Source organism: Pseudomonas sp. B1(2018), assembly GCF_003097365.1.
Taxonomy (GTDB): Bacteria; Pseudomonadota; Gammaproteobacteria; order Pseudomonadales; family Pseudomonadaceae; genus Aquipseudomonas; species Aquipseudomonas laurylsulfatiphila.
Genome location: NZ_PYUK01000002.1, coordinates 1 through 19,156, shown reverse-complemented (window position 1 = coordinate 19,156; position 19,156 = coordinate 1). Strand labels below are relative to the sequence as shown.

14 protein-coding genes and 1 pseudogene are annotated in these 19,156 nt (G+C 61.2%); 4 read left to right on the top strand and 11 right to left on the bottom strand.

Annotation, left to right across the window (positions count from 1 at the left end; translation table 11 throughout):
• The first annotated feature begins 5 nt into the window (after window positions 1-5).
• The gene (locus tag C9422_RS02455) at window positions 6-497 is read left to right on the top strand and encodes a YgjP-like metallopeptidase domain-containing protein (RefSeq protein WP_116579592.1); all 492 of its coding nucleotides are present in this window, start codon (window positions 6-8) and stop codon (window positions 495-497) included.
• 92 nt (window positions 498-589) lie between these two features.
• Complete coding sequence (locus C9422_RS02450) at window positions 590-886, top strand: helix-turn-helix domain-containing protein (protein ID WP_007894945.1); 297 nt, start codon at window positions 590-592, stop codon at window positions 884-886.
• 97 nt (window positions 887-983) lie between these two features.
• On the opposite strand, the gene C9422_RS02445 is transcribed toward C9422_RS02450, so the two are convergent.
• Window positions 984-1,436: a GNAT family N-acetyltransferase gene (locus tag C9422_RS02445; RefSeq protein ID WP_007975472.1), complete on the bottom strand. Its 453-nt coding sequence runs from the start codon at window positions 1,434-1,436 to the stop codon at window positions 984-986.
• Between the two features lie 257 nt (window positions 1,437-1,693).
• Here C9422_RS02445 and C9422_RS02440 point away from each other — a divergent pair, with 257 nt between their 5' ends.
• Window positions 1,694-2,431 (top strand): ABC transporter substrate-binding protein, encoded by a 738-nt coding sequence (locus C9422_RS02440; RefSeq protein ID WP_102699230.1) that lies wholly within the window; start codon window positions 1,694-1,696, stop codon window positions 2,429-2,431.
• A 151-nt stretch (window positions 2,432-2,582) separates the two neighbouring features.
• Here C9422_RS02440 and yccS read toward each other — a convergent pair whose 3' ends face one another.
• The 9 genes from yccS to betI all read right to left on the bottom strand — a co-directional run bounded on the left by yccS (window position 2,583) and on the right by betI (window position 16,572).
• Complete coding sequence (gene yccS / locus C9422_RS02435; protein WP_116579591.1) at window positions 2,583-4,766, bottom strand: YccS family putative transporter; 2,184 nt, start codon at window positions 4,764-4,766, stop codon at window positions 2,583-2,585.
• Between the two features lie 263 nt (window positions 4,767-5,029).
• Window positions 5,030-6,208, bottom strand: coding sequence for an NAD(P)/FAD-dependent oxidoreductase (locus C9422_RS02425; protein ID WP_116579589.1), 1,179 nt, complete (start codon window positions 6,206-6,208; stop codon window positions 5,030-5,032).
• Between the two features lie 135 nt (window positions 6,209-6,343).
• Window positions 6,344-7,681: an ATP-dependent RNA helicase DbpA gene (gene dbpA, locus C9422_RS02420; protein ID WP_371924674.1), complete on the bottom strand. Its 1,338-nt coding sequence runs from the start codon at window positions 7,679-7,681 to the stop codon at window positions 6,344-6,346.
• Window positions 7,682-7,929: 248 nt separating this feature from the next.
• The gene (gene mdtD / locus C9422_RS02415; protein WP_007975478.1) at window positions 7,930-9,357 is read right to left on the bottom strand and encodes a multidrug transporter subunit MdtD; all 1,428 of its coding nucleotides are present in this window, start codon (window positions 9,355-9,357) and stop codon (window positions 7,930-7,932) included.
• A 151-nt stretch (window positions 9,358-9,508) separates the two neighbouring features.
• Window positions 9,509-10,846, bottom strand: coding sequence for a TldD/PmbA family protein (locus tag C9422_RS02410; RefSeq protein WP_116579587.1), 1,338 nt, complete (start codon window positions 10,844-10,846; stop codon window positions 9,509-9,511).
• On the bottom strand, window positions 10,846-12,288 hold the full coding sequence (locus C9422_RS02405; protein ID WP_116579586.1) for a TldD/PmbA family protein: 1,443 nt from the start codon (window positions 12,286-12,288) through the stop codon (window positions 10,846-10,848). The genes C9422_RS02410 and C9422_RS02405 overlap by 1 nt, the downstream gene beginning before the upstream one ends.
• 276 nt (window positions 12,289-12,564) lie before the next feature.
• Entirely contained in the window at window positions 12,565-14,265 is a 1,701-nt protein-coding gene (gene betA / locus C9422_RS02400) for a choline dehydrogenase (RefSeq protein ID WP_116579585.1), read from the bottom strand.
• A gap of 180 nt (window positions 14,266-14,445) precedes the next feature.
• Window positions 14,446-15,918, bottom strand: a complete 1,473-nt coding sequence (betB, locus tag C9422_RS02390; protein ID WP_102700682.1) for a betaine-aldehyde dehydrogenase — start codon at window positions 15,916-15,918, stop codon at window positions 14,446-14,448.
• Between the two features lie 60 nt (window positions 15,919-15,978).
• On the bottom strand, window positions 15,979-16,572 hold the full coding sequence (gene betI / locus C9422_RS02385; protein WP_007975486.1) for a transcriptional regulator BetI: 594 nt from the start codon (window positions 16,570-16,572) through the stop codon (window positions 15,979-15,981).
• Between the two features lie 380 nt (window positions 16,573-16,952).
• Between betI and C9422_RS02380 the strand changes: the two genes are divergently transcribed.
• Window positions 16,953-18,893 (top strand): BCCT family transporter, encoded by a 1,941-nt coding sequence (locus C9422_RS02380; protein WP_256589861.1) that lies wholly within the window; start codon window positions 16,953-16,955, stop codon window positions 18,891-18,893.
• A 130-nt stretch (window positions 18,894-19,023) separates the two neighbouring features.
• Here the strand turns inward: C9422_RS02380 and mtgA are convergent.
• Window positions 19,024-19,156: pseudogene (gene mtgA / locus C9422_RS02375) on the bottom strand (monofunctional biosynthetic peptidoglycan transglycosylase); the annotation flags it as partial.

Here is a 19,156-nt window from a genome sequence, read left to right as displayed (position 1 = left end):
CCCCGATGACCGTGTTGAAATATCTCCAGGCCTATCCCGCCACTTTGCAGGATCAGGTGCGCCAGCTGATCGCCGACGGTCGGCTGGGCGATTACCTGAGCCAGCGTTACCCGCAAAAGCACGGTGTGCAGAGCGACAAGGCGCTGTACACCTATGCCCTGGACCTCAAGCAGGAATACCTGCGTAATGCTCCGTCCATCGACAAGGTGCTGTTCGACAACCGCCTGGACCTCACTCACCGTGCCCTTGGCCTGCACACCACGATCTCCCGGGTGCAAGGCGGCAAGCTCAAGGCCAAGAAGGAAATCCGCATCGCTTCGCTGTTCAAGGAAGCGCCTTGCGAGTTCCTGAAAATGATCGTGGTGCATGAGCTGGCGCACTTCAGGGAATCGGATCACAACAAGGCGTTCTACAAGCTGTGCGAGCACATGCTGCCGGGGTATCACCAGGTGGAGTTCGATGTGCGGGTGTACCTGACTTGGCGGGATATGCAATAGAAGATCAAGATCGAGAGATCGCAGCCTGCGGCAGCTCCTACAGGTATTGGAGTAGGAGCTGCCGCAGGCTGCGATCTTTTAAGGAGCAATGGATGGACGTGAGCAAGACCAAGAGCAGCTTCTATCGCCGGTTGTACGTGGCGTACCTGATCGACAGCGGACTTGCCAGCAGCGTCCCGGCGCTCACCGAAGTGACCGGCATGCCCCGGCGCACGGCGCAGGACACCATCGCGGCGTTGGCGGATCTGGATATCGTCTGTGAATTCGAGCAGGAAGAAGGCGCGCGCAACCATGCGGGGCGCTATCGGATTCGCGAGTGGGGGGCGATTGATCGGGGGTGGATCGAGCGTAATCTGCGGCAGATCAAGGCGGTGCTGGAGTATCCCTGAAATCTTTCAGTGGTTTGACTGACGCCTTCGCGGGCAAGCCCGCTCCCACAGGGGACCGCATTCCAGTGTGGGAGCGAGCTTGCTCGCGATAGGGCCCTCAAGGACGACGCATGCCAATGTGTGGAATGCCATCTTCCACATACTCCTCACCCGCCACGACAAACCCATAGCGCCCGTAATACCCCTGCAAATGCGCCTGGGCCGAAAGGTAGACCGGCAGGCCGGGCCAGTACTTCTCGATCTGTTTCAACGCCTGGTCCATCAGTTCATGCCCCAGGCCCATGCCGCGTGCCTGCGGGGCAATGATCACCCGCCCGATCACCACGTCGCCGCCCTGCGATTGCGGGTCAAGCAACCGCAGGTAGGCCACCAGCTGGTTACCGTCCCAGGCCATCACGTGGCAGGTGTCGCCATCCAGGTCCTGGCCATCGATATCCTGGTAAACGCATTTCTGCTCGACGACGAACACTTGCGCGCGCAGTTGCAAAATGGCGTACAGCTGCTCTTTGCCCAGGTCGCTGTGATGTTTGCAGATCCAATCGACTGTCATGTTTTGATTCCCTGAAAACGTCGTTCCGATACTAAGCGCACTCACGCCAGAAGTCTTTATGGCGGGAGAATCTGTGACAAAGGCCAAAATGCCATCATTCATTTCTCGCGTGGATGTCTTCTTTGTGTAATCTGGATCGAAGCGCTGTGCTGTGGCTTCGATGAGCTAATGTTGAGTACCCGGGTATCGCCGGATCAGGGGCCTTGGGGTTTTGGCTGAAAACACGTCGGGCAATCGCCCGCTAAGGATTTTCTAGCATGCCGCGATTGCATCGAGCTTTTGCTTTGATTGGATTGCTGTTGCTGGTTCAGGGAGCGGCGGCAGAAAAACTGCGGTTGGTTGCCGATGCCTGGCCACCCTTTACCGATGCCACGCTCGTCAACGGTGGCCTGGCCACGGACATTGTCAGTACCGCGCTCGCCAGGGCCGGCTATGCCAGTGAATTTGAACAAGTGCCTTGGGCGCGGGCCTTGATGGGGTTGGGTGAGGGCCGATACGACGTGCTGGTCAACGCCTGGTACACCGAGGAGCGTACAAGACTCGGCCAGTTTTCCGGCGAATACCTGCTCAATCGCGTACGTTTTCTCAAGCGTAAGGACGCGCCCATCGAATTCAATAACCTGCAGCAATTGCACACATATCCGATTGCCATCGTGCGTGGTTACGCCTATTCGCCCGGGTTCGACAACGATGACTCGTTGCAGAAAGTCCCCGTGCACAGCTTCGCCATGGCCGTGCGTATGGTCGCTGCCGACCGGGTCAAGCTGACGCTGGAAGATGAGTACGTCGCCCGCTATTACCTGGCCCGCGAGTCACCCAAGGTACGAAACGCCGTGGAATTCCTGCCCAAGGCCTTGAGCGAGAACAGCCTGCATATTCTGGTCAGCCTGAAGAACCCGCAGCATGAGCAGATCGTTGCCGGCTTCGACCGCGAGATCGCGGCGATGAAGGCGGACGGGAGTTATGAAAAGTTGATGAAGCAGCATGGGATGTGAGTGGGTTGAGCCAGTTTCTGTGTTGATGCTGATGACCCCATCGCGAGCAAGCTCCCACAGTGGGCGAGGGCGAACACAAATCTTGTGACCATCAGATAACCCTGTGGGAGCGAGCTTGCTCGCGATGAGGCCCGCTCAGACACCACAGATCTCAATCTTCGCTCGTATCCTTGATGAGATGCGCCGCCAACGTCCGCAACGGCCCGAGCTGTCGGCAGATCAATGCCAACTGCGTCTGCACCAGCCGCTGGCCTTCATCGATTTCATCCGGCATCTGTTCCAGCTCATTGGCCAGTGCTTCTTCTTCATCGCTCTGGATCGCAATCGAAGCCTTGCTCGCCAGTCCCTGGGCGATCTCGTCGATGCTGGCAGCCAGTTTCACCCCGGCCCCCTCGATCAACTGTTCACGCACGTCTGCCGGCAGTTGGGTTTCCCGGTGCGCACCCAGGCCCGACAGGTAACTGAGCAACGTGTGTGACAGCACCAGGAAGCGGAAACCCACGTCCGCTTCCTTTCGGAAATGCCCCGGCTCCATCAGCATATTAGCCAGCGTGGTCGACAGCGCCGCGTCGGCATTGTGTGCGTTGCGGCGGGCCAGGCGGTAGGCCAGGTCGTCGCTTTTGCCCGCCGCGTACTGCTGCATGATCTGGCGCAGGTAAATGCTGTTGCAGGCCAGGGTGTTGGCCAGCACTTTGTTCAGGCGCCGGCCCTGCCAGTCCGGCAGGAACAGGAACACCGCCAGCCCGGCGATCAGGCTGCCGAGCAAGGTATCGAACAGCCGTGGCAGGAACAGTCCGTAACCGTCGCCCACCTGGTTGAAGCAGAACAGCACCATCAGGGTGATTGCCGCCGTCGCCAGGGTGTAGCGGGTGGTACGGTTGGTAAAGAACACCACCCCGGCGGCAATGGCGAAGCACGATTGGATCAGCGGGTTCGGGAACAGGTCGAACAGCGCCCAGGCCAACGTCAGGCCGATGGCGGTGCCAATGATCCGTTGACCGAGTTTACGGCGAGTGGCGCCGTAGTTCGGTTGGCAGACGAACAGCGTCGTGAGGATGATCCAGTAGCCCTGGGACGGGTGAATCAAATGCACCATGGCGTAGCCGATGCTCAACGCCAGGGGCAATCGCAGGGCATGACGGAACAGCAACGAGGTCGGCGTCAGCTGCGTGCGCAGGCGAACCCACACGTCCTTGAGATTGCGTGGCGAGCGGTCGAGCAAGCTGCTGTCGGTGGCGTCGGCCAGGGCGTCGGGGTTGCTGGCGTCGCTGAGCAAGCGGTCGAGGGTACCGAGGTTGGCCGCCAGTGCCCGCAGCGAACGCAGCAGGCCGCGCCAGGCCGGGTTGCTCTGGATGCGCAGGTGTTCGAGAGAGGCATCCAGATCGCTGAGAGCCTCGGTGAAACTGGCGTCATAGGTGAACGGTTGACGCATCTGGATCGATTCGGCCAGGGCACGGCAGGCTTTGCCTTGCTGACGCAACAGGCGTTGGCAGCGGAACATGACGTCACTGTGGAAAAACGCTTCTGCGAGTGCGTTGTACGGATAGTGTGAAGAGCTGGCGCGCTCGTGGATGTCCTGGGCGAGGAAGTACAGTTTCAGGTAGCGGCTGACCTTCGACCCCGGGCGCCCGTTGCCGACCCGGTGCAGGATGATTTCCTTGGCGGCATTCAGTGCCGCCACCACTCGGCCGTTCTGCTGGGCCAGTTCCAGGCGCCGCGCTTCGACGTCCATCTGCCGGATTGGCTCGAACAGTGAAGATTTCAGCTTCAGGTAATAGCCCAGCTCGCGGAACAGCCGCGCCAGGCTTTGCTGCACCGGCTGATTGGAAAACAGTGCCTGCCACAACACCGACAGCAAGCCATACCAGGCGGCGCCGGCCACCAGCAGCACCGGCTCGTGCCAGACGTCGGTCACCGCGCCGCCACGCTGGTCCACGCCGATCATGGTGTAGACCGACAGGATCAAGGTTGCCGAAGCAATCGCGCCATAGCGCTCGCCGAGGGCGCCGAGCATGGTCAGGCAGAACGCGGCCAGGGCGAAAGCGATGATAAACAGCGAGGGGTAGGGGAAGAGCAGTTCAACGGACAGGGCGGCGACAGCGAAACACACCAGCGTCACCGCCAGCGCGTTGAGACGGCCCTGCCAGCTGTCGTCGGTCTCGGCCAGGGCGCTGGCGATAATCCCCAGGAACAACGGGATCAGCAGGCCCATTTCGTCCTGATACCAACACAGCGCCATGGTGCCGGTCAGGGCAATGAATACCCGTACGCTGTAGCTGAATTTATCCAGCGCCCAAAGGCGCCGCAGAGACTGGCGGAACGAAGTCGATGACATGAAGTGCGAAGGCCTTCCGAGGCAATGACGCTAAATTGAGCCACTAATGACGCCGACGCAATGGCGCCGATCACATCAGACAGCAAAATCTGTTCCTTTGAGCATTGGTGATCTGGGTTGATCACAAGTTTTGTGGCTGGCCTAGAAACCTGTGGGAGCGAGCTTGCTCGCGATGAGGCCATAACATTCAACAGAGATGTTGACTGATAGGCCGCCATCGCGAGCAAGCTCGCTCCCACAGGGGGGTTGTGTAGGTTTCTGAATCAGACGTACTGCGCCGCCGCGTAGCCCGAAGCCCAGGCCCACTGGAAGTTGAAACCGCCCAGATGCCCGGTGACATCCAGTACTTCGCCGATGAAATACAGGCCCGGGCTTTTCAGCGATTCCATGGTCTTGGACGACACTTCATTGGTGTTGACGCCGCCCAGGGTCACCTCGGCGGTGCGATAACCTTCGGTACCCGCCGGCACGACTTTCCAGCTCGCCAGTTTCTCGGCGATGTCAGCCAGTTCCGCGTGGGTGTACTGCTTCATCGGTTTGGAGACGAACCAGTTGTCCGCCAGCAGGTTGGCCATCTTCTTGGTGAAGATTTCGCCGAGCAGGGTTTTCAGCTCGCTGTTGGGGCGTTCGGCCTGTTGCTGTTGCAGCCAGCTCGGCACGTCGTGATCCGGCATCAGGTTGATCTCGACGGTATCGCCGGACTCCCAGAATGACGAGATCTGCAAAATCGCCGGGCCGCTGAGGCCGCGGTGGGTAAACAGGATGTTCTCGCGGAAGCTCTGGTCGTTGCAGCTCACCAGGCAATCCACCGAGGTACCGGACAACTCGGTGCACAACACCTTGAGTTGATCGGTGATGGTGAATGGCACCAGACCGGCGCGGGTCGGCAGCAGCTCGTGGCCGAACTGCCTGGCCACCTGGTAACCGAAGCCGGTGGCGCCCAGTGTCGGGATCGACAGGCCGCCAGTGGCGATCACCAGGGATTCGCAGGTGATCTGGTCGAGGGTTGTGTCCAGCAAATAGCCCTTCTCAAGCTTTTCGATGGTCTGGATAGAGGTGTCCAGGTGCAGGTTGACGCCGACCTGGTCGCACTCGTTCAGCAGCATTTCGAGGATGTCGCTGGATTTGTTATCGCAGAACAACTGGCCGAGTTTTTTCTCGTGATACGGCACGCCGTGCTTGGCCACCATGCCGATGAAATCCCACTGGGTGTAACGGGCCAAGGCGGATTTGCAGAAATGCGCGTTCTGCGAGAGAAAATTGCCTGGTTCCGTGTACATGTTGGTGAAATTGCAGCGACCGCCGCCGGACATCAGGATTTTCTTGCCGGCCTTGTTGGCATGGTCGAGCAGCAGCACCTTGCGCCCGCGCCCGGCGGCGGTCAGCGCACACATCAACCCTGCGGCGCCAGCGCCAATGATCACGACTTCGGTAGAGCGCAAAACGGTGTCCTCAAAAGAAACCTGTAGAAGCTGTGTAGGAGCTGCCGCAGGCTGCGATCTTTTGACTTTGCCTTTTCAAAAACAAGATCAAAAGATCGCAGCCTGCGGCAGCTCCTACAGGGTAGGCGGTGTTTTTTACAGGATGCGCACGCGCAACGAGCGGCCCTTGATCTTGCCGTCGTTCAAACGCTGCAAGGCCTGTTTGGCGACGCCGCGCTCCACGGCCACATAGGCCTGGAAGTCGAAAATCGCGATCTTGCCGACCTGGGCGCCGGGGATGCCGGCGTCACCGGTCAGTGCGCCAAGAATGTCGCCCGGACGGACCTTGTCCTTGCGGCCGCCAGCGATGCACAGGGTGCTCATCTGCGGCAGCAGCGGACCACCGCCCTTGGAGGTGAGGTTGTCCACCTGATCCCAGGTCAGCGGTGTTTTCTGCAATTGCTCGATGGCTTGTGCACGCTGCGCTTCGGACGGCGCCACCAGGCTGATCGCCAGGCCTTTCTCACCGGCACGGCCGGTACGGCCGACGCGGTGGATGTGAATTTCCGAATCGCGGGCCAGCTCGACGTTGATCACCATGTCCAGGGAATCGATGTCCAGGCCACGGGCAGCGACGTCGGTGGCGACCAGTACCGAAGTACTGCGGTTGGCGAACATCGCCAGCACCTGGTCTCGGTCACGCTGTTCCAGGTCACCGTGCAGGCCAACGGCAGAGATGCCTTTGGCGGTCAGGTGATCGACGGTTTCCTGAACCTGCTGCTTGGTGAAGCAGAAGGCTACGCAGGACGCCGGGCGGAAGTGGCCAAGTACCTTGGTCACCGCCCTCATGCGGTCATCCGGGGAGATCTCGTAGAAGCGCTGCTCGATCTGCGTGTCGTCGTGGAACGCTTCGGCCTTCACTTGCTGCGGGTTGCGCATGAACTTCGAGGCCAGCTGCTTGATGCCCACCGGGTAGGTCGCGGAGAACAGCAGGGTCTGGCGACGCTCCGGGGCCTGCATGATGATTTCTTCGATCGAGTCGTAGAAACCCATGTCGAGCATGCGGTCGGCTTCGTCGAGGATCAGGGTGTTGAGGCCGTGGAGGACCAGCGAGCCCTTGCGCAGGTGCTGCTGGATGCGCCCCGGCGTGCCGACGATGATGTGCGCGCCGTGCTCCAGCGAAGCGATCTGCGGGCCGAGGGACACGCCGCCGCACAGGGTCAGGACCTTGATGTTGTCTTCGGCACGGGCCAGGCGACGGATTTCCTTGGCGACCTGGTCGGCCAGCTCGCGGGTCGGGCACAGGATCAGTGCCTGGCAGCCGAAGTAACGCGGATTGATCGGGTTCAGCAGGCCGATGCCGAAGGCCGCGGTCTTGCCGCTGCCGGTCTTGGCCTGGGCGATCAGGTCCATCCCTTTGAGGATCACCGGCAAGCTTTGCGCCTGGATCGGCGTCATCTGGGCATAACCGAGGGATTCGAGGTTAGCCAGCATGGCGGCAGACAGCGGCAAAGTATTAAATTCGGTGGCGATGGTGGTCACGGGACTGGCCTGCAAAACAAAATGTCGCGCAGTGTACCAGTCCGATGGCCATTCGCCCGTAGTTTCCGGACGAGAAGTAGCCGAGCGATGACCAGGCAAGGCGAAAACAGGCGAGAAAGCGGAGTTGGCTTTAGCCAATGAGCATTTCGAGGCTGTTTTCAACGCAGCATGGTCGAGCGCAGGCACTTCTCGTTCGGAAACTAAGGCTCTATGTGTTCTTCCGGACGCTTGACGCGCCGTCCGTCATTCTTTGACAGTTGCGAGAAGATTGTCGCGGCCAGCATCGCCATGATCCCGACAGTCACAAACGTCAGCTGGAATGCGCCCAGCACCGTCTCCACGCCATCATTGCCGATCTCCGCCGTGAAGCCACCGAGCAACGCACCGGCGCAGGCAACGCCCAGGCTCAGGGACAATTGCGCGACCACCGACAGCAGGCTGTTGCCGCTGCTGGCGCTGGCGTCGTCGAGGTCGATCAGGGTCACGGTGTTCATCGCGGTGAACTGCAGGGAGTTGATCGCACCAAGGATCGCCAACAGGCACAGCAGTAGCCAATACGGCGTCTGCTCGCTGACCAGGCCCATGCTCGCCAGCATGATGCCCAGTGCCAGGGTGTTGCCGGTCAGCACGATGCGGTAACCCAGACGCTCGATCAGCGGCCGTGCCACCCACTTGGCGATCATCGCCGCAGCGGCCAGCGGCAGCATGCTCATCCCGGCCTGGGACGGCGAGTAGCCCAGCGCCACTTGCAGCAGCAACGGCACCAGAAAGGGCAGGGCGCCGCTGCCGAGACGGGCGAACAGGTTGCCGAGGATGCCCACGGCAAAGGTCCGGGTCTTGAACAGCGACGGCGCGAACAACGGGTTTTCGATATGCCCGGCGCGCAACCAGTACGCCGCCAGGCACGCCATGCCGCCGAACAGCAGCAACATCACCCGCAGGTGTGGCAGGTGCAGTTCGCCCAGGCCTTCCATGGCGATGGTGATCAGAATCATTGCTGCGCCGAACAGCACGAAGCCCAGGCTGTCGAAACGGGTGCGTTCCGAGCCGCGCAGGTCCGGGATGAATTTCCACACGGCGTAGCAGCCCACCAGCCCCACCGGCAGGTTGATCAGGAAGATCCAGTGCCAGGTCAGGTATTGCACCATCCAGCCGCCCATGGTCGGGCCGATCAAGGGGCCTAGCAGCCCGGGAATGGTGATGAAGCCCATGATCCGCACCAGTTCCGAACGCGGGTAGGCACGCAGTACCACCAGCCGCCCGACCGGCAGCATCAACGCTCCGCCCAGGCCCTGGATCACCCGGGCGCCGATCAGCAGGCTCAGGCTGCTCGACAATGCGCAGAGCAACGAGCCGAGACTGAACAGCAGGATTGCGCTGAAGAAGATCTTCCTGGTGCCAAAACGGTCGGCGATCCAGCCCGAGGCCGGGATCAGCAAGGCGACCGTGAGCATGTAGGCGATGATCACCCCTTGCATGCGCAATGGGTCCTCGGCCAGGTCGCGGGCCATGGCCGGCAGGGCGGTGTTGAGGATCGTCCCGTCGAGGGACTGCATGAAGAAGGCAATGGCGACAACCCAGGGTATCCAGCGGGCGGTGACAGCGTCGAGAGGCGGGCGGTTGGGCATGGGACCTCTTGTGGGATGAGTCAGTTGTTTTTTGTGTGCCCTGAAAAGATCGCAGCCTGCGGCAGCTCCTACAGGAGGAGCGGCGCCCTCCGGAACATGTATTGAAATACGGTCCTGTAGGAGCTGCCGCAGGCTGCGATCTTTTGCGGTATTACAAGGTCAAGGTCAAACGGCTGACCAACGCCCCTGGTAGCAACGCCGAAGCCGTCGCCCGCTGGCTGTACGTACTCGCCGACAGCAACAACTCCCGCTCCGCGGTCAACGCTTCGAGCCGCGAACCGAGCAGGCTGAAGGCGCTGTCATCAAAGCGCATGGTGTTGACCGGTGCTTGAATCTCGCCGTTCTCGACCCAGAACGTAGCAAAGCGGGTCATGCCGGTCAGGCGTGCGGCCGGTTGATCCGAAAAGTTCAGGTACCACAGGTTGCTGATGTACAGCCCCGTACCCAACTGCTTGAGAATGTCCGCGTCAGGCAATGCCCCGGCTTTCATGTTCAGCGCGCTCGGGGATTCACCGCCGCTGGCACCGTTGGCAGTCAAACCGTACTCCGCGGCGCTGCGCGAACTGACCAGTTGTGCCCCGGCCCTACCGTTGACGATCAACCCCAGGTCACTGCGCGGATAACCTTCATCGGAAAACGCCGGGCTCAGTGAACCACTGACCTTTTCATCCAGCGAGACCAGCGGGCTGAACGCGCTGTCGCCACCGTAGAGCCTTTGCAGCGGACTGCTTTTGCTGGCAATCGACTGTGCCGAGAAACCACCCCAGCACAGCATGCCCATGATCTCTTCCAGCGCCGCCGGCGCCAAGTAAGCGCGGTACTGGCCGGGCGCCAAAGTGCGTAGCGGCCGTCCCAGAAACTCAAGCTGCTCGCGGGCTTGCTCGAAGCGTTTGGCAAAGCCCTCGCTGTTCCAGTCCTGCCCGGCATAGCTGGCCTTTACCGCCTGGCCGTTCTCGTGGAACAGGCTGAAGTCGAAATTGAAACTGTTGGCCTGATGCCAGCCGAAGGCGCCCGAAGAACTGGCAAAACCACGACTGATCGGTCCGGCAGCGTAGAAACCGACAAGATCCAGGCCTTCGGCGGCCTGGGTGATTTGCGCGACCACCTGTTCGGTGTCCGGCAGCGGTTGGGCCTGCACGTTGTTGCTCTGCCAGCCATTGTGGTTGAGCAGCAGATACGGGTCCGGAGGTAGCAGCGGCAAGGTGTCGCGCAGCTGTTGCAGGCCTTCGTTCAAACGTTGCAGATCAACCTGGGGATCGCCGGCCAACGTGATTTGCAGGTCGGCATGGCGGCCTTCGTTGATCAGTTTCAGGCCGATGCTCGCCTGCTGCACCTGACCGGCCTGACGCACCTTGGCGTGGTTGAAACGTATGAAGGCCGAAGACTCGGCGGCGTAGCTGAGGGTGAACTGTTCGGGCTCGTGAAGCGCTGCACGCAGGCTGTTGACCAGCGCCTTGAACGATGCGGACTGGCTGATTGACGGATGCATCAGGCGTCTCCTCCGAATACATCAACGTTACTGAACACGCAGGCCGGTGACGCGTGGCCGACGCGGATCACCTGGTTCGGCTCGCCCTTGCCGCAATTCGGTGTGCCGAGGACCTTGAAAGTACTGGCATCGCCGACGGCGCTGAGGCTTTTCCAGAACTGCGCGGAGATGCCCCTGTAATTGGGATTCTTTACCACTCCCTTGAGTTCGCCGTTTTCGATCAGTTGGCCCCATTCGCAGCCGAACTGGAATTTATTGCGGGCATCGTCGATCGACCAGGAACGGTTGGTCGACATCAGCACGCCGTGTTCGATACCGCCGATCAACTGCTCGATGGACTGATCGCCCGGCTCGATGTTGAGGTTGGCCATGCGATCGATCGGCGGGCGATTCCAGCCGCAGGCGCGGCTGTTGGCGACGCCGTCCATGCCGGCCCGGAATTGCGACAACGCACCGCCCAGCGGGCGCAGCAACAGGCCTTCGCGGATCAGGAACTGCTTGCTGGCGGGCGTGCCGTCGTCGTCATGGCCATAGCTGGCGAGTTCTTCGGGGATGTCCGGGTCGAAGGTCACGTTGAGCAGGCCGGAGCCGTATTGCAGTCGGCCGAAATCTTCGGTTTTGACGAAACTGGTGCCGGCGTAATTGCGCTCGTCACCCAGAATGCGGTCCAGCTCCAGCGGGTGGCCGATGGATTCGTGGATTTGCAGCATCATCTGGTCGGGCATCAGCAGCAGGTCGCGCTTGCCTTGCGGTGTGTTTGGCGCCAGCAGCAGTTGCAGCGCCTGATCAGCCACCTGGGCACCGGCACCGATCAGGCCGCAGCGGCTGATAACGTCTGCCGCGCCTTGCTGGCCGAAGTTCTCGCGACCCAGGCTGCGGGTCTGGCTGTCGTTGCCGTCGTAGGCCGTGACGTCCAGGCCAGGGTACACAAAGCGTTGCGCCTGGCGCAGTTCGGCACCGGCGCTGTTGAGGTAAATCTGCTCGACGTGAGTGATGCCGAGGCTGACCTGCCAGTTCACCAGACGCTCGTCCCTGGGCACGGCGGCCGACTCGGCGCCGAGCAGTTGGTAGCAGTCGCTCAGGGACGGGAAGGGCTGGTCGAGGTTCGGCGAAAAATAATCGGCACGGTCGCTGGAAACAGCCTGTTCACGCAGGTCCAGCAAGGCGTGGGGCTTGAGTCGACGGGCCTGGTGTTCGGCGCGCTCGAGGGCGGCCTGCAGGCCTTGTTGCGACAGATCGTTGGTCGCCGCATAAGCCTCGACGCCGTTGACCCGCACGGTCAGCATCGCCCCTTCGTCACGGCTCAGGCTCGGCGGTTCGGCGACGTTCTTGCGCACCGACAGGTACTGCCCGGACTCGCGCACATAACGCAGGGAAAAGAATTCAGCACCCGTGCGCAAGGCAGCGAAGCGCTGCTTGAGCTGGGGGTAGAAGTCGAACATTCGTGAACCTCCTGGGTATGGAGTGGCGATGGCGCGGTGCTGCGAGGGGAAGGGGTGAAACGATTGCGTGGCGCTAGATTAGGCCTGCGAGGGGGGGAGGATCAAGTTTGTATCGGGCTTGCTAGTGATTGCCGGGAGAGAGGTGTTGCCTGGCCGGGCCTCTTCGCGAGCAAGCCCGCTCCCACAGTAGTCCTGGTTGGATCACAAATCTGCAATCCAACCCGAAACCTGTGGGAGCGGGCTTGCTCGCGAATAGCCGTGACGCGGTGTAACGCCTTACGCCGTCTGGCTCACTTCCCGCACCGGCTTGCCCTTCACCGGCGCTTCACCGGCCACGTAGTAAGTGGCTGTGCTGCGCGGCAATGGCTTGCGGCCACGGATCTTGTCGGCGATTTTCTCGGCCATCATGATCGTGGGTGCGTTCAGGTTGCCGGTGGTGATGATCGGCATGATCGAGGCATCGACGACACGCAGGCCTTGCATGCCATGCACGCGACCTTCGCCATCGACCACGGCCATCTCGTCGGTGCCCATCTTGCACGAGCAGGACGGGTGGAAAGCGGTTTCGGCATGTTCGCGGATGAACTTGTCCAGTTGCTCGTCGGTTTGCACCTCGATGCCCGGGCTGATCTCGCGACCACGGAAAGCGTCCAGTGCAGGCTGTTGCATGATTTCACGGGTCAGGCGGATGCCGTCGCGGAATTCCTGCCAGTCCTGCTCGGTGGCCATGTAGTTGAACAGGATGCTCGGGTGCTGGCGTGGGTCCTTGGACTTGGCCTGGATGCGCCCACGGCTTGGCGAACGCATGGAGCCCATGTGCGCCTGGAAGCCGTGCTCTTTCACGCCGTTGCTGCCGTTGTAGTTAATCGCTACCGGCAGGAAGTGGTACTGGATGTTCGGCCATTCGAATTCCGGACGGGTGCGGATGAAACCGCCGGCTTCGAACTGGTTGCTGGCGCCGATGCCGGTGCCGTTGAACAGCCACTCGGCACCGATGGCCGGCTGGTTGTGCAAGAGCAGCGACGGGTACAGCGAGACTGGCTGGGTGCAAGCGTATTGCAGGTACAGTTCAAGGTGATCCTGCAGGTTTTCACCGACGCCCGGCAGGTCGTGGACCACCGGAATGTCGAGCTTGTTCAGCAGCTCGGCCGGGCCGACGCCGGAGCGTTGCAGGATCTGCGGCGAAGCGATGGCGCCGGAGCACAGCAGCACTTCCTTGCGCGCCTTGACTTCAACGCGCTCTTCAGCCGCGCCAACCAGGTAACGTACGCCGACCGCACGCTTGCCTTCGAACAGGATCTTGTCGGTCAGGGCGTGGGTGACGATGGTCAGGGTCGAACGCTTCTTGGCGACGTCCAGGTAACCACGGGCGGTGGAGGCACGACGACCTTTCGGTGTCACGGTGCGATCCATCGGGCCGAAGCCTTCCTGCTGGTAGCCGTTCAAGTCTTCGGTGCGCGGGTAGCCGGCCTGCACGCCGGCTTCAACCATGGCGTGGAACAGCGGATTGTTGCCGGCTTTCGGCGTGGTCACGCTGACCGGGCCGTCGCCACCGTGGTAGTCGTTCGGGCCGATGTCGCGGGTTTCCGCTTTACGGAAATAGGGCAGGCAGTCCAGGTACGACCAGTCTTCCAGGCCTGGCAGTTTCGCCCAGCCGTCGTAGTCCATGGCGTTGCCGCGGATGTAGCACATGCCGTTGATCAGCGAGGAGCCGCCCAGGCCCTTGCCGCGACCGCACTCCATGCGACGACCGTCCATGTGTGGCTCAGGATCGGTTTCGTAGGCCCAGTTGTAGCGACGGCCTTGCAGCGGGAACGCCAGGGCGGCCGGCATTTGCGTGCGGAAGTCGAAACGGTAGTCCGGACCGCCGGCTTCCAGCAGCAGGACGGTGACGCCGGCGTCTTCGGTCAGACGGGTCGCCAGGGTGTTACCGGCCGAGCCGGCACCGATGATGATGTAGTCGAATTCTTGGGACATTGAATGCACCCTCTTTGATGGTTGTCAGGTCGGGCCTGGGCGAGTGCTGCGCACTCGATTCGCGAGCAAGCCCGCTCCCACATTTGATCTCTGGTGTACACAGGATCTGTGTCCACTGGCCCCTTGTGGGAGCGGGCTTGCCCGCGAAGAGGCCCTCGCAGGCAATACAGGACTCGGGTCTTAGAACACCGAGACGTAATCGCCCAGCTCGACCTGTACCGATTTGATGCGGGTGAAGTTGTTCAGCGAGCTGATGCCGTTCTCACGGCCGACACCCGACTGCTTGTAGCCGCCAACCGGCATCTTCGCGTCGGACTCGCCCCAGGCGTTGATCCAGCAGATACCGGCTTCCAGTTGGTGAATCACGCGGTGCGCGCGGTTCAGGTCGCGGGTGACGATACCGGCGGCCAGGCCGAATTCGGTGTCGTTGGCGCGACGGATCACTTCTTCTTCGGTTTCGTAGGTGAGGATCGCCATCACCGGGCCAAAGATTTCTTCACGGACGATGGTCATGTCGTCGGTGCAGTCGGTGAACACGGTCGGGGCCACGAAGGCGCCTTTGGCGAAGTCGCCGTCGGTCAGGCGCTCGCCGCCGCACAGTACGCGAGCACCTTCTTCCTTGCCCTTGGCGATGTAGCCCAGCACGTTTTCCATGTGGGCGAAGCTGACCAATGGGCCGAAGTTGGTGTTTTCGTCTTCAGGGTTGCCGACGCGGATGCGCGCAACGCGCTCAACGATCTTGGCTTCGAAAGCGGCTTTCAGGTGGGCCGGTACGAACACGCGGGTGCCGTTGGTGCACACCTGACCGGAGCTGTAGAAGTTGGCCATCATCGCGGTGTCGGCAGCACGATCGAGGTCGGCGTCGTCACAGATGATCAACGGCGACTTGCCGCCCAGTTCCATGGTCACTTCCTTGAGCGAAGAGCTCGAAGCGCTGGCCATGACTTTCTTGCCGGTGTCGGTGCCGCCGGTGAACGAGACTTTCTCGATGCGCGGGTGCTCGGTCAGCCAGGTGCCGACTTCACGGCCGCTGCCGGTCAGGACGTTGAACACGCCGTTTGGCACGCCGGCTTCGGTGTAGATCTCGGCCAGTTTCAGGGTGGTCAGCGAGGTGACTTCGCTTGGCTTGAAGATCATCGCGTTACCGGCCGCCAGGGCTGGCGCGGATTTCCACAGGGCGATCTGGATCGGGTAGTTCCACGCGCCGATACCGGCCACGACGCCCAGCGGCTCGCGACGGGTGTAGACGAACGAGGTGGTGCGCAGCGGAATCTGCTCGCCTTCGATGGCCGGAACCAGGCCTGCGTAGTATTCCAGCACATCGGCGCCGGTGACGATGTCGACGTAGCGGGTTTCGGAGTACGACTTGCCGGTGTCCAGGGTTTCCAGGGCGGCCAGTTCGTCGTTGCGCTCACGCAGGATTTCCACGGCGCGACGCAGGATGCGCGAACGCTCCATGGCGGTCATGGCGGCCCAGATTTTCTGGCCCTTTTCGGCGCTGACGACGGCGCGCTCGACGTCATCGAAGGTGGCACGTTGTACTTTTGCGAGGACTTCACCGTTAGCCGGGTTGATGGCTTCGAAAGTGGCGTCGCTGCTGGCGTCAGAGTAAGCGCCATCGATGTAGAGTTTTTGCAATTCGAAACGGGCCATAAAGTCCTCGCAAGTGCATCAGTGATTGGCGCGGTCCGGTGGTTGAGCGTTCTGTGTGCTCTAACTCACCTGCTTGGCCAGTTGGAAATCCATGTATTCGTAAGCGATCTGGTGCGCCTGCCCGGTGTCGAAAGCATCTCCCGACAGCGCGCCGCGCAACCACAAACCGTCAATGAGGGCTGCCAGGCCACGGGCTGCACTGCGCGCATCGTCGAGCGGCAGTACGCGGCGGAACTGGCAGCACAGGTTGGAATACAGACGGTGATCGTTGATCCGCTGCAACCTGTGCAAAGACGGGTGGTGCATGCTGGTGGCCCAGAAGGCCAGCCAGGTTTTCATTGCCGGGCCATTGACCTGGCTGGCGTCGAAGTTGCCTTCGATGATCACCTGCAGATGCGCCCGGGGGCTTGCATCTGTCAGCGCCTGACGGCGCGCGGTGACGTTCTCGCTGAGGACACTCATCAGGTACTGCGCCGTGGCAGCGATCAGGCCGTTCTTGTCCTGAAAGTAATGACTGATGATGCCATTCGAGACACCGGCCAAACGGGCGATCAGCGCAATGCTGGCGTCCCCCATTCCGACCTGGTCGACCGCCAGCAATGTGGCTTCGATCAACTGTTGGCGGCGGATGGGTTGCATACCGACCTTGGGCATCTTGCACATCTCCTTAGGCCTTCCGGCAGACGTCAAACGACTACCGGCTTGAGGGCCAGTCTATTTTGTTTTGATTGAACGTTCAATCAACAAAGAATAAGATCTGCGACAAATCGTCGCTGCCTTCAGATTTTTCCTACATGTAGCGGCGGAAAAAATGACTTCCGAATCTGCTCGAAACCTACGCGCTGTGGCGCTCAAGGGGTTTCGGGCTTTTTTCGGGCTGTCTTTATATCACCCGCTGGTCGGCTGCCCACTAACCGATTGGTCGGGTAACTCGTTTGCCTTGCGTTCTTCTCTCGCACGCCCGGAGCATCTGTGCCATGAGTTCTGCCTCGCTAATAAAGACCCCACCGCAGAAGGTGTCGGTCAACGGTTGGGTGTTCTACACCTCTACCGCGTTGATTCTGTTGTTGACCGCCATTCTGATCATCGCCCCGCAAGAGGCCGGCAGAATGCTGGGTACGGCGCAAGCCTGGTTGTCCCGCAGCTTCGGCTGGTACTACATGGTGGTGATTGCCGCCTATCTGATTTTCGTCGTCGGCCTGGCGTTTTCGTCCTACGGCAAACTCAAGCTGGGCAGTAAGGATGACACCCCGGATTTCAGCTACGGCGCCTGGGCGGGGATGCTGTTCTCCTCGGGTATCGGCATCTCGTTGTTGTATTTCGGCGCGTCCGAACCGCTGGACCACTATTTCAACCCGCCGGAAGGCGTGGCCGGCAGTAACCTCGCGGCACGTCAGGCAGTACAACTGACGTTCCTGCATTGGGGCCTGCACGGCTGGGCGATTTACGCGCTGGTCGGCTTGGCGGTGGCGTACTTTGCCTACCGTCATAACCAGCCGCTGGCATTGCGTTCGGCGCTGTATCCGCTGGTGGGTGAGCGCTGGGTCAAGGGCGCGGCCGGTCATGCGGTGGACGGCTTCGGCATGTTCGTGACCCTGCTGGGCCTGGTGACCAACCTTGGGATCGGTTCGCTGCAAGTGTCGTCGGGCCTTGAAAACCTGTTCGGCATGGAGCACAGCAACACCAACCTGCTGATCGTGATCATCGTGATGAGCACCGTGGCGACCATCGCCGCCGTGTCGGGTGTGGAAAACGGCATCCGTCGTCTGTCCAACCTGAACATCGTGCTGTTCAGCGGCCTGCTGATTTTCGTCCTGCTGTTCGGCCCGACCCTGCACCTGCTCAACGGCTTCGTGCAGAACGTCGGCGACTACCTGAACGGCGTGGTGCTGAAGACCTTCGACCTTTACGTGTATGAAGGCGACGCCGAGAAGTCCGACCGCTGGTTGGGCCTGTGGACCCTGTTCTACTGGGCCTGGTGGATTTCCTGGGCACCATTCGTGGGCATGTTCATCGCACGTATTTCCCGTGGTCGCACGGTGCGTGAACTGGTGGCCGGCGTACTGCTGATTCCGCTTGGCTTCACCCTGGCGTGGCTGTCGATCTTCGGTAACTCGGCCCTGGACCTGGTGATGAACCATGGGGCGGTGGAGCTTGGAAAAACGGCGCTGGAACAGCCGTCCATGGCGATCTACCAGTTGCTTGAGCATTACCCGGCGTCGAAGGTGGTGATCGGCGTGTCGATCTTTGTCGGTTTTGTGCTGTTCCTGACCCCGGCGGATTCCGGCGCGGTGATGATGGCCAACCTGTCGTGCAAGGGCGGTACCGTCGATGAAGACGCGCCGCACTGGCTGCGGATCTTCTGGTCGGTGGTGATCACTCTGGTGACCATCGGCCTGCTGTTCGCCGGTAACTTCGAAGCCATGCAGACCATGGTGGTACTGGCCGGTCTGCCGTTCTCGGTGGTGCTGGTGTTCTTCATGTTCGGCTTGCACAAGGCCATGCGCCAGGACGTGCAGATCGAACAGGAGCAAGCGGAACTGGCGGCACGCGGTCGTCGTGGTTTCAGCGAGCGTTTGACCCAACTGGACCTGCAGCCAAGCCAGTCGGTGGTGCAGCGCTTCATGGACAAGCAAGTGAGCCCGGCGCTGGAGGATGCGACGGCGCAAATGCGTGCTCAGGGCCTGAAGGTTCAGACGTTGCTGGGCAAGTCCAAGCGTTGCATGGGCGTGCGGGTCGAGATGGAAGAGGGCAACCCGTTTGTCTACGAAGTCAGCCTGGACGGTTACCTGGCCACGCCGACTGAATCGGCACAGTCCGATGAGGCGCGTCAGCGTTTCTATCGCGCCGAGGTTTACCTGCATAACGGTAGCCAGGACTACGACTTGATGGGTTTCACTCAAGATCAGATCACCCGTGATGTGCTCGATCAGTTTGAAAGCCATCGGCAGCTCCTTGGCCGGGTTTACAGCTGAGTTGTGAGGGGCGCGGTGTTTCAGTGATACCGCGTCCAGCTTCAAAAGATCGCAGCCTTCGGCAGCTCCTACATTGGAACGCGATCCCCTGTAGGAGCTGCCGAAGGCTGCGATCTTTTGATCTTGGGAATCACTGGGACCAAGGCGCCCGACGCGAATCGTTCAGCCCGACCAGATAGCGGTCGCCACCCAGTTGGCTCATCTGGCGCCGAATCCAGCCTGCACGTCGCGCCACGTAAGCGGGCGGGTGGCTCGCACTCCAC

Bases quoted from the DNA above. Each gene is read 5' to 3' on its own strand.
- betI (WP_007975486.1), bottom strand. From the start codon at position 16,572: ATGCCCAAGGTCGGTATGCAACCCATCCGCCGCCAACAGTTGATCGAA.
- betB (WP_102700682.1), bottom strand. From the start codon at position 15,918: ATGGCCCGTTTCGAATTGCAAAAACTCTACATCGATGGCGCTTACTCT.
- dbpA (WP_371924674.1), bottom strand. From the start codon at position 7,681: ATGCTGGCTAACCTCGAATCCCTCGGTTATGCCCAGATGACGCCGATC.
- C9422_RS02410 (WP_116579587.1), bottom strand. From the start codon at position 10,846: ATGCATCCGTCAATCAGCCAGTCCGCATCGTTCAAGGCGCTGGTCAAC.
- C9422_RS02445 (WP_007975472.1), bottom strand. From the start codon at position 1,436: ATGACAGTCGATTGGATCTGCAAACATCACAGCGACCTGGGCAAAGAG.
- C9422_RS02440 (WP_102699230.1), top strand. From the start codon at position 1,694: ATGCCGCGATTGCATCGAGCTTTTGCTTTGATTGGATTGCTGTTGCTG.
- C9422_RS02450 (WP_007894945.1), top strand. From the start codon at position 590: ATGGACGTGAGCAAGACCAAGAGCAGCTTCTATCGCCGGTTGTACGTG.
- mdtD (WP_007975478.1), bottom strand. From the start codon at position 9,357: ATGCCCAACCGCCCGCCTCTCGACGCTGTCACCGCCCGCTGGATACCC.
- C9422_RS02405 (WP_116579586.1), bottom strand. From the start codon at position 12,288: ATGTTCGACTTCTACCCCCAGCTCAAGCAGCGCTTCGCTGCCTTGCGC.
- betA (WP_116579585.1), bottom strand. From the start codon at position 14,265: ATGTCCCAAGAATTCGACTACATCATCATCGGTGCCGGCTCGGCCGGT.
- C9422_RS02455 (WP_116579592.1), top strand. From the start codon at position 6: ATGACCGTGTTGAAATATCTCCAGGCCTATCCCGCCACTTTGCAGGAT.
- yccS (WP_116579591.1), bottom strand. From the start codon at position 4,766: ATGTCATCGACTTCGTTCCGCCAGTCTCTGCGGCGCCTTTGGGCGCTG.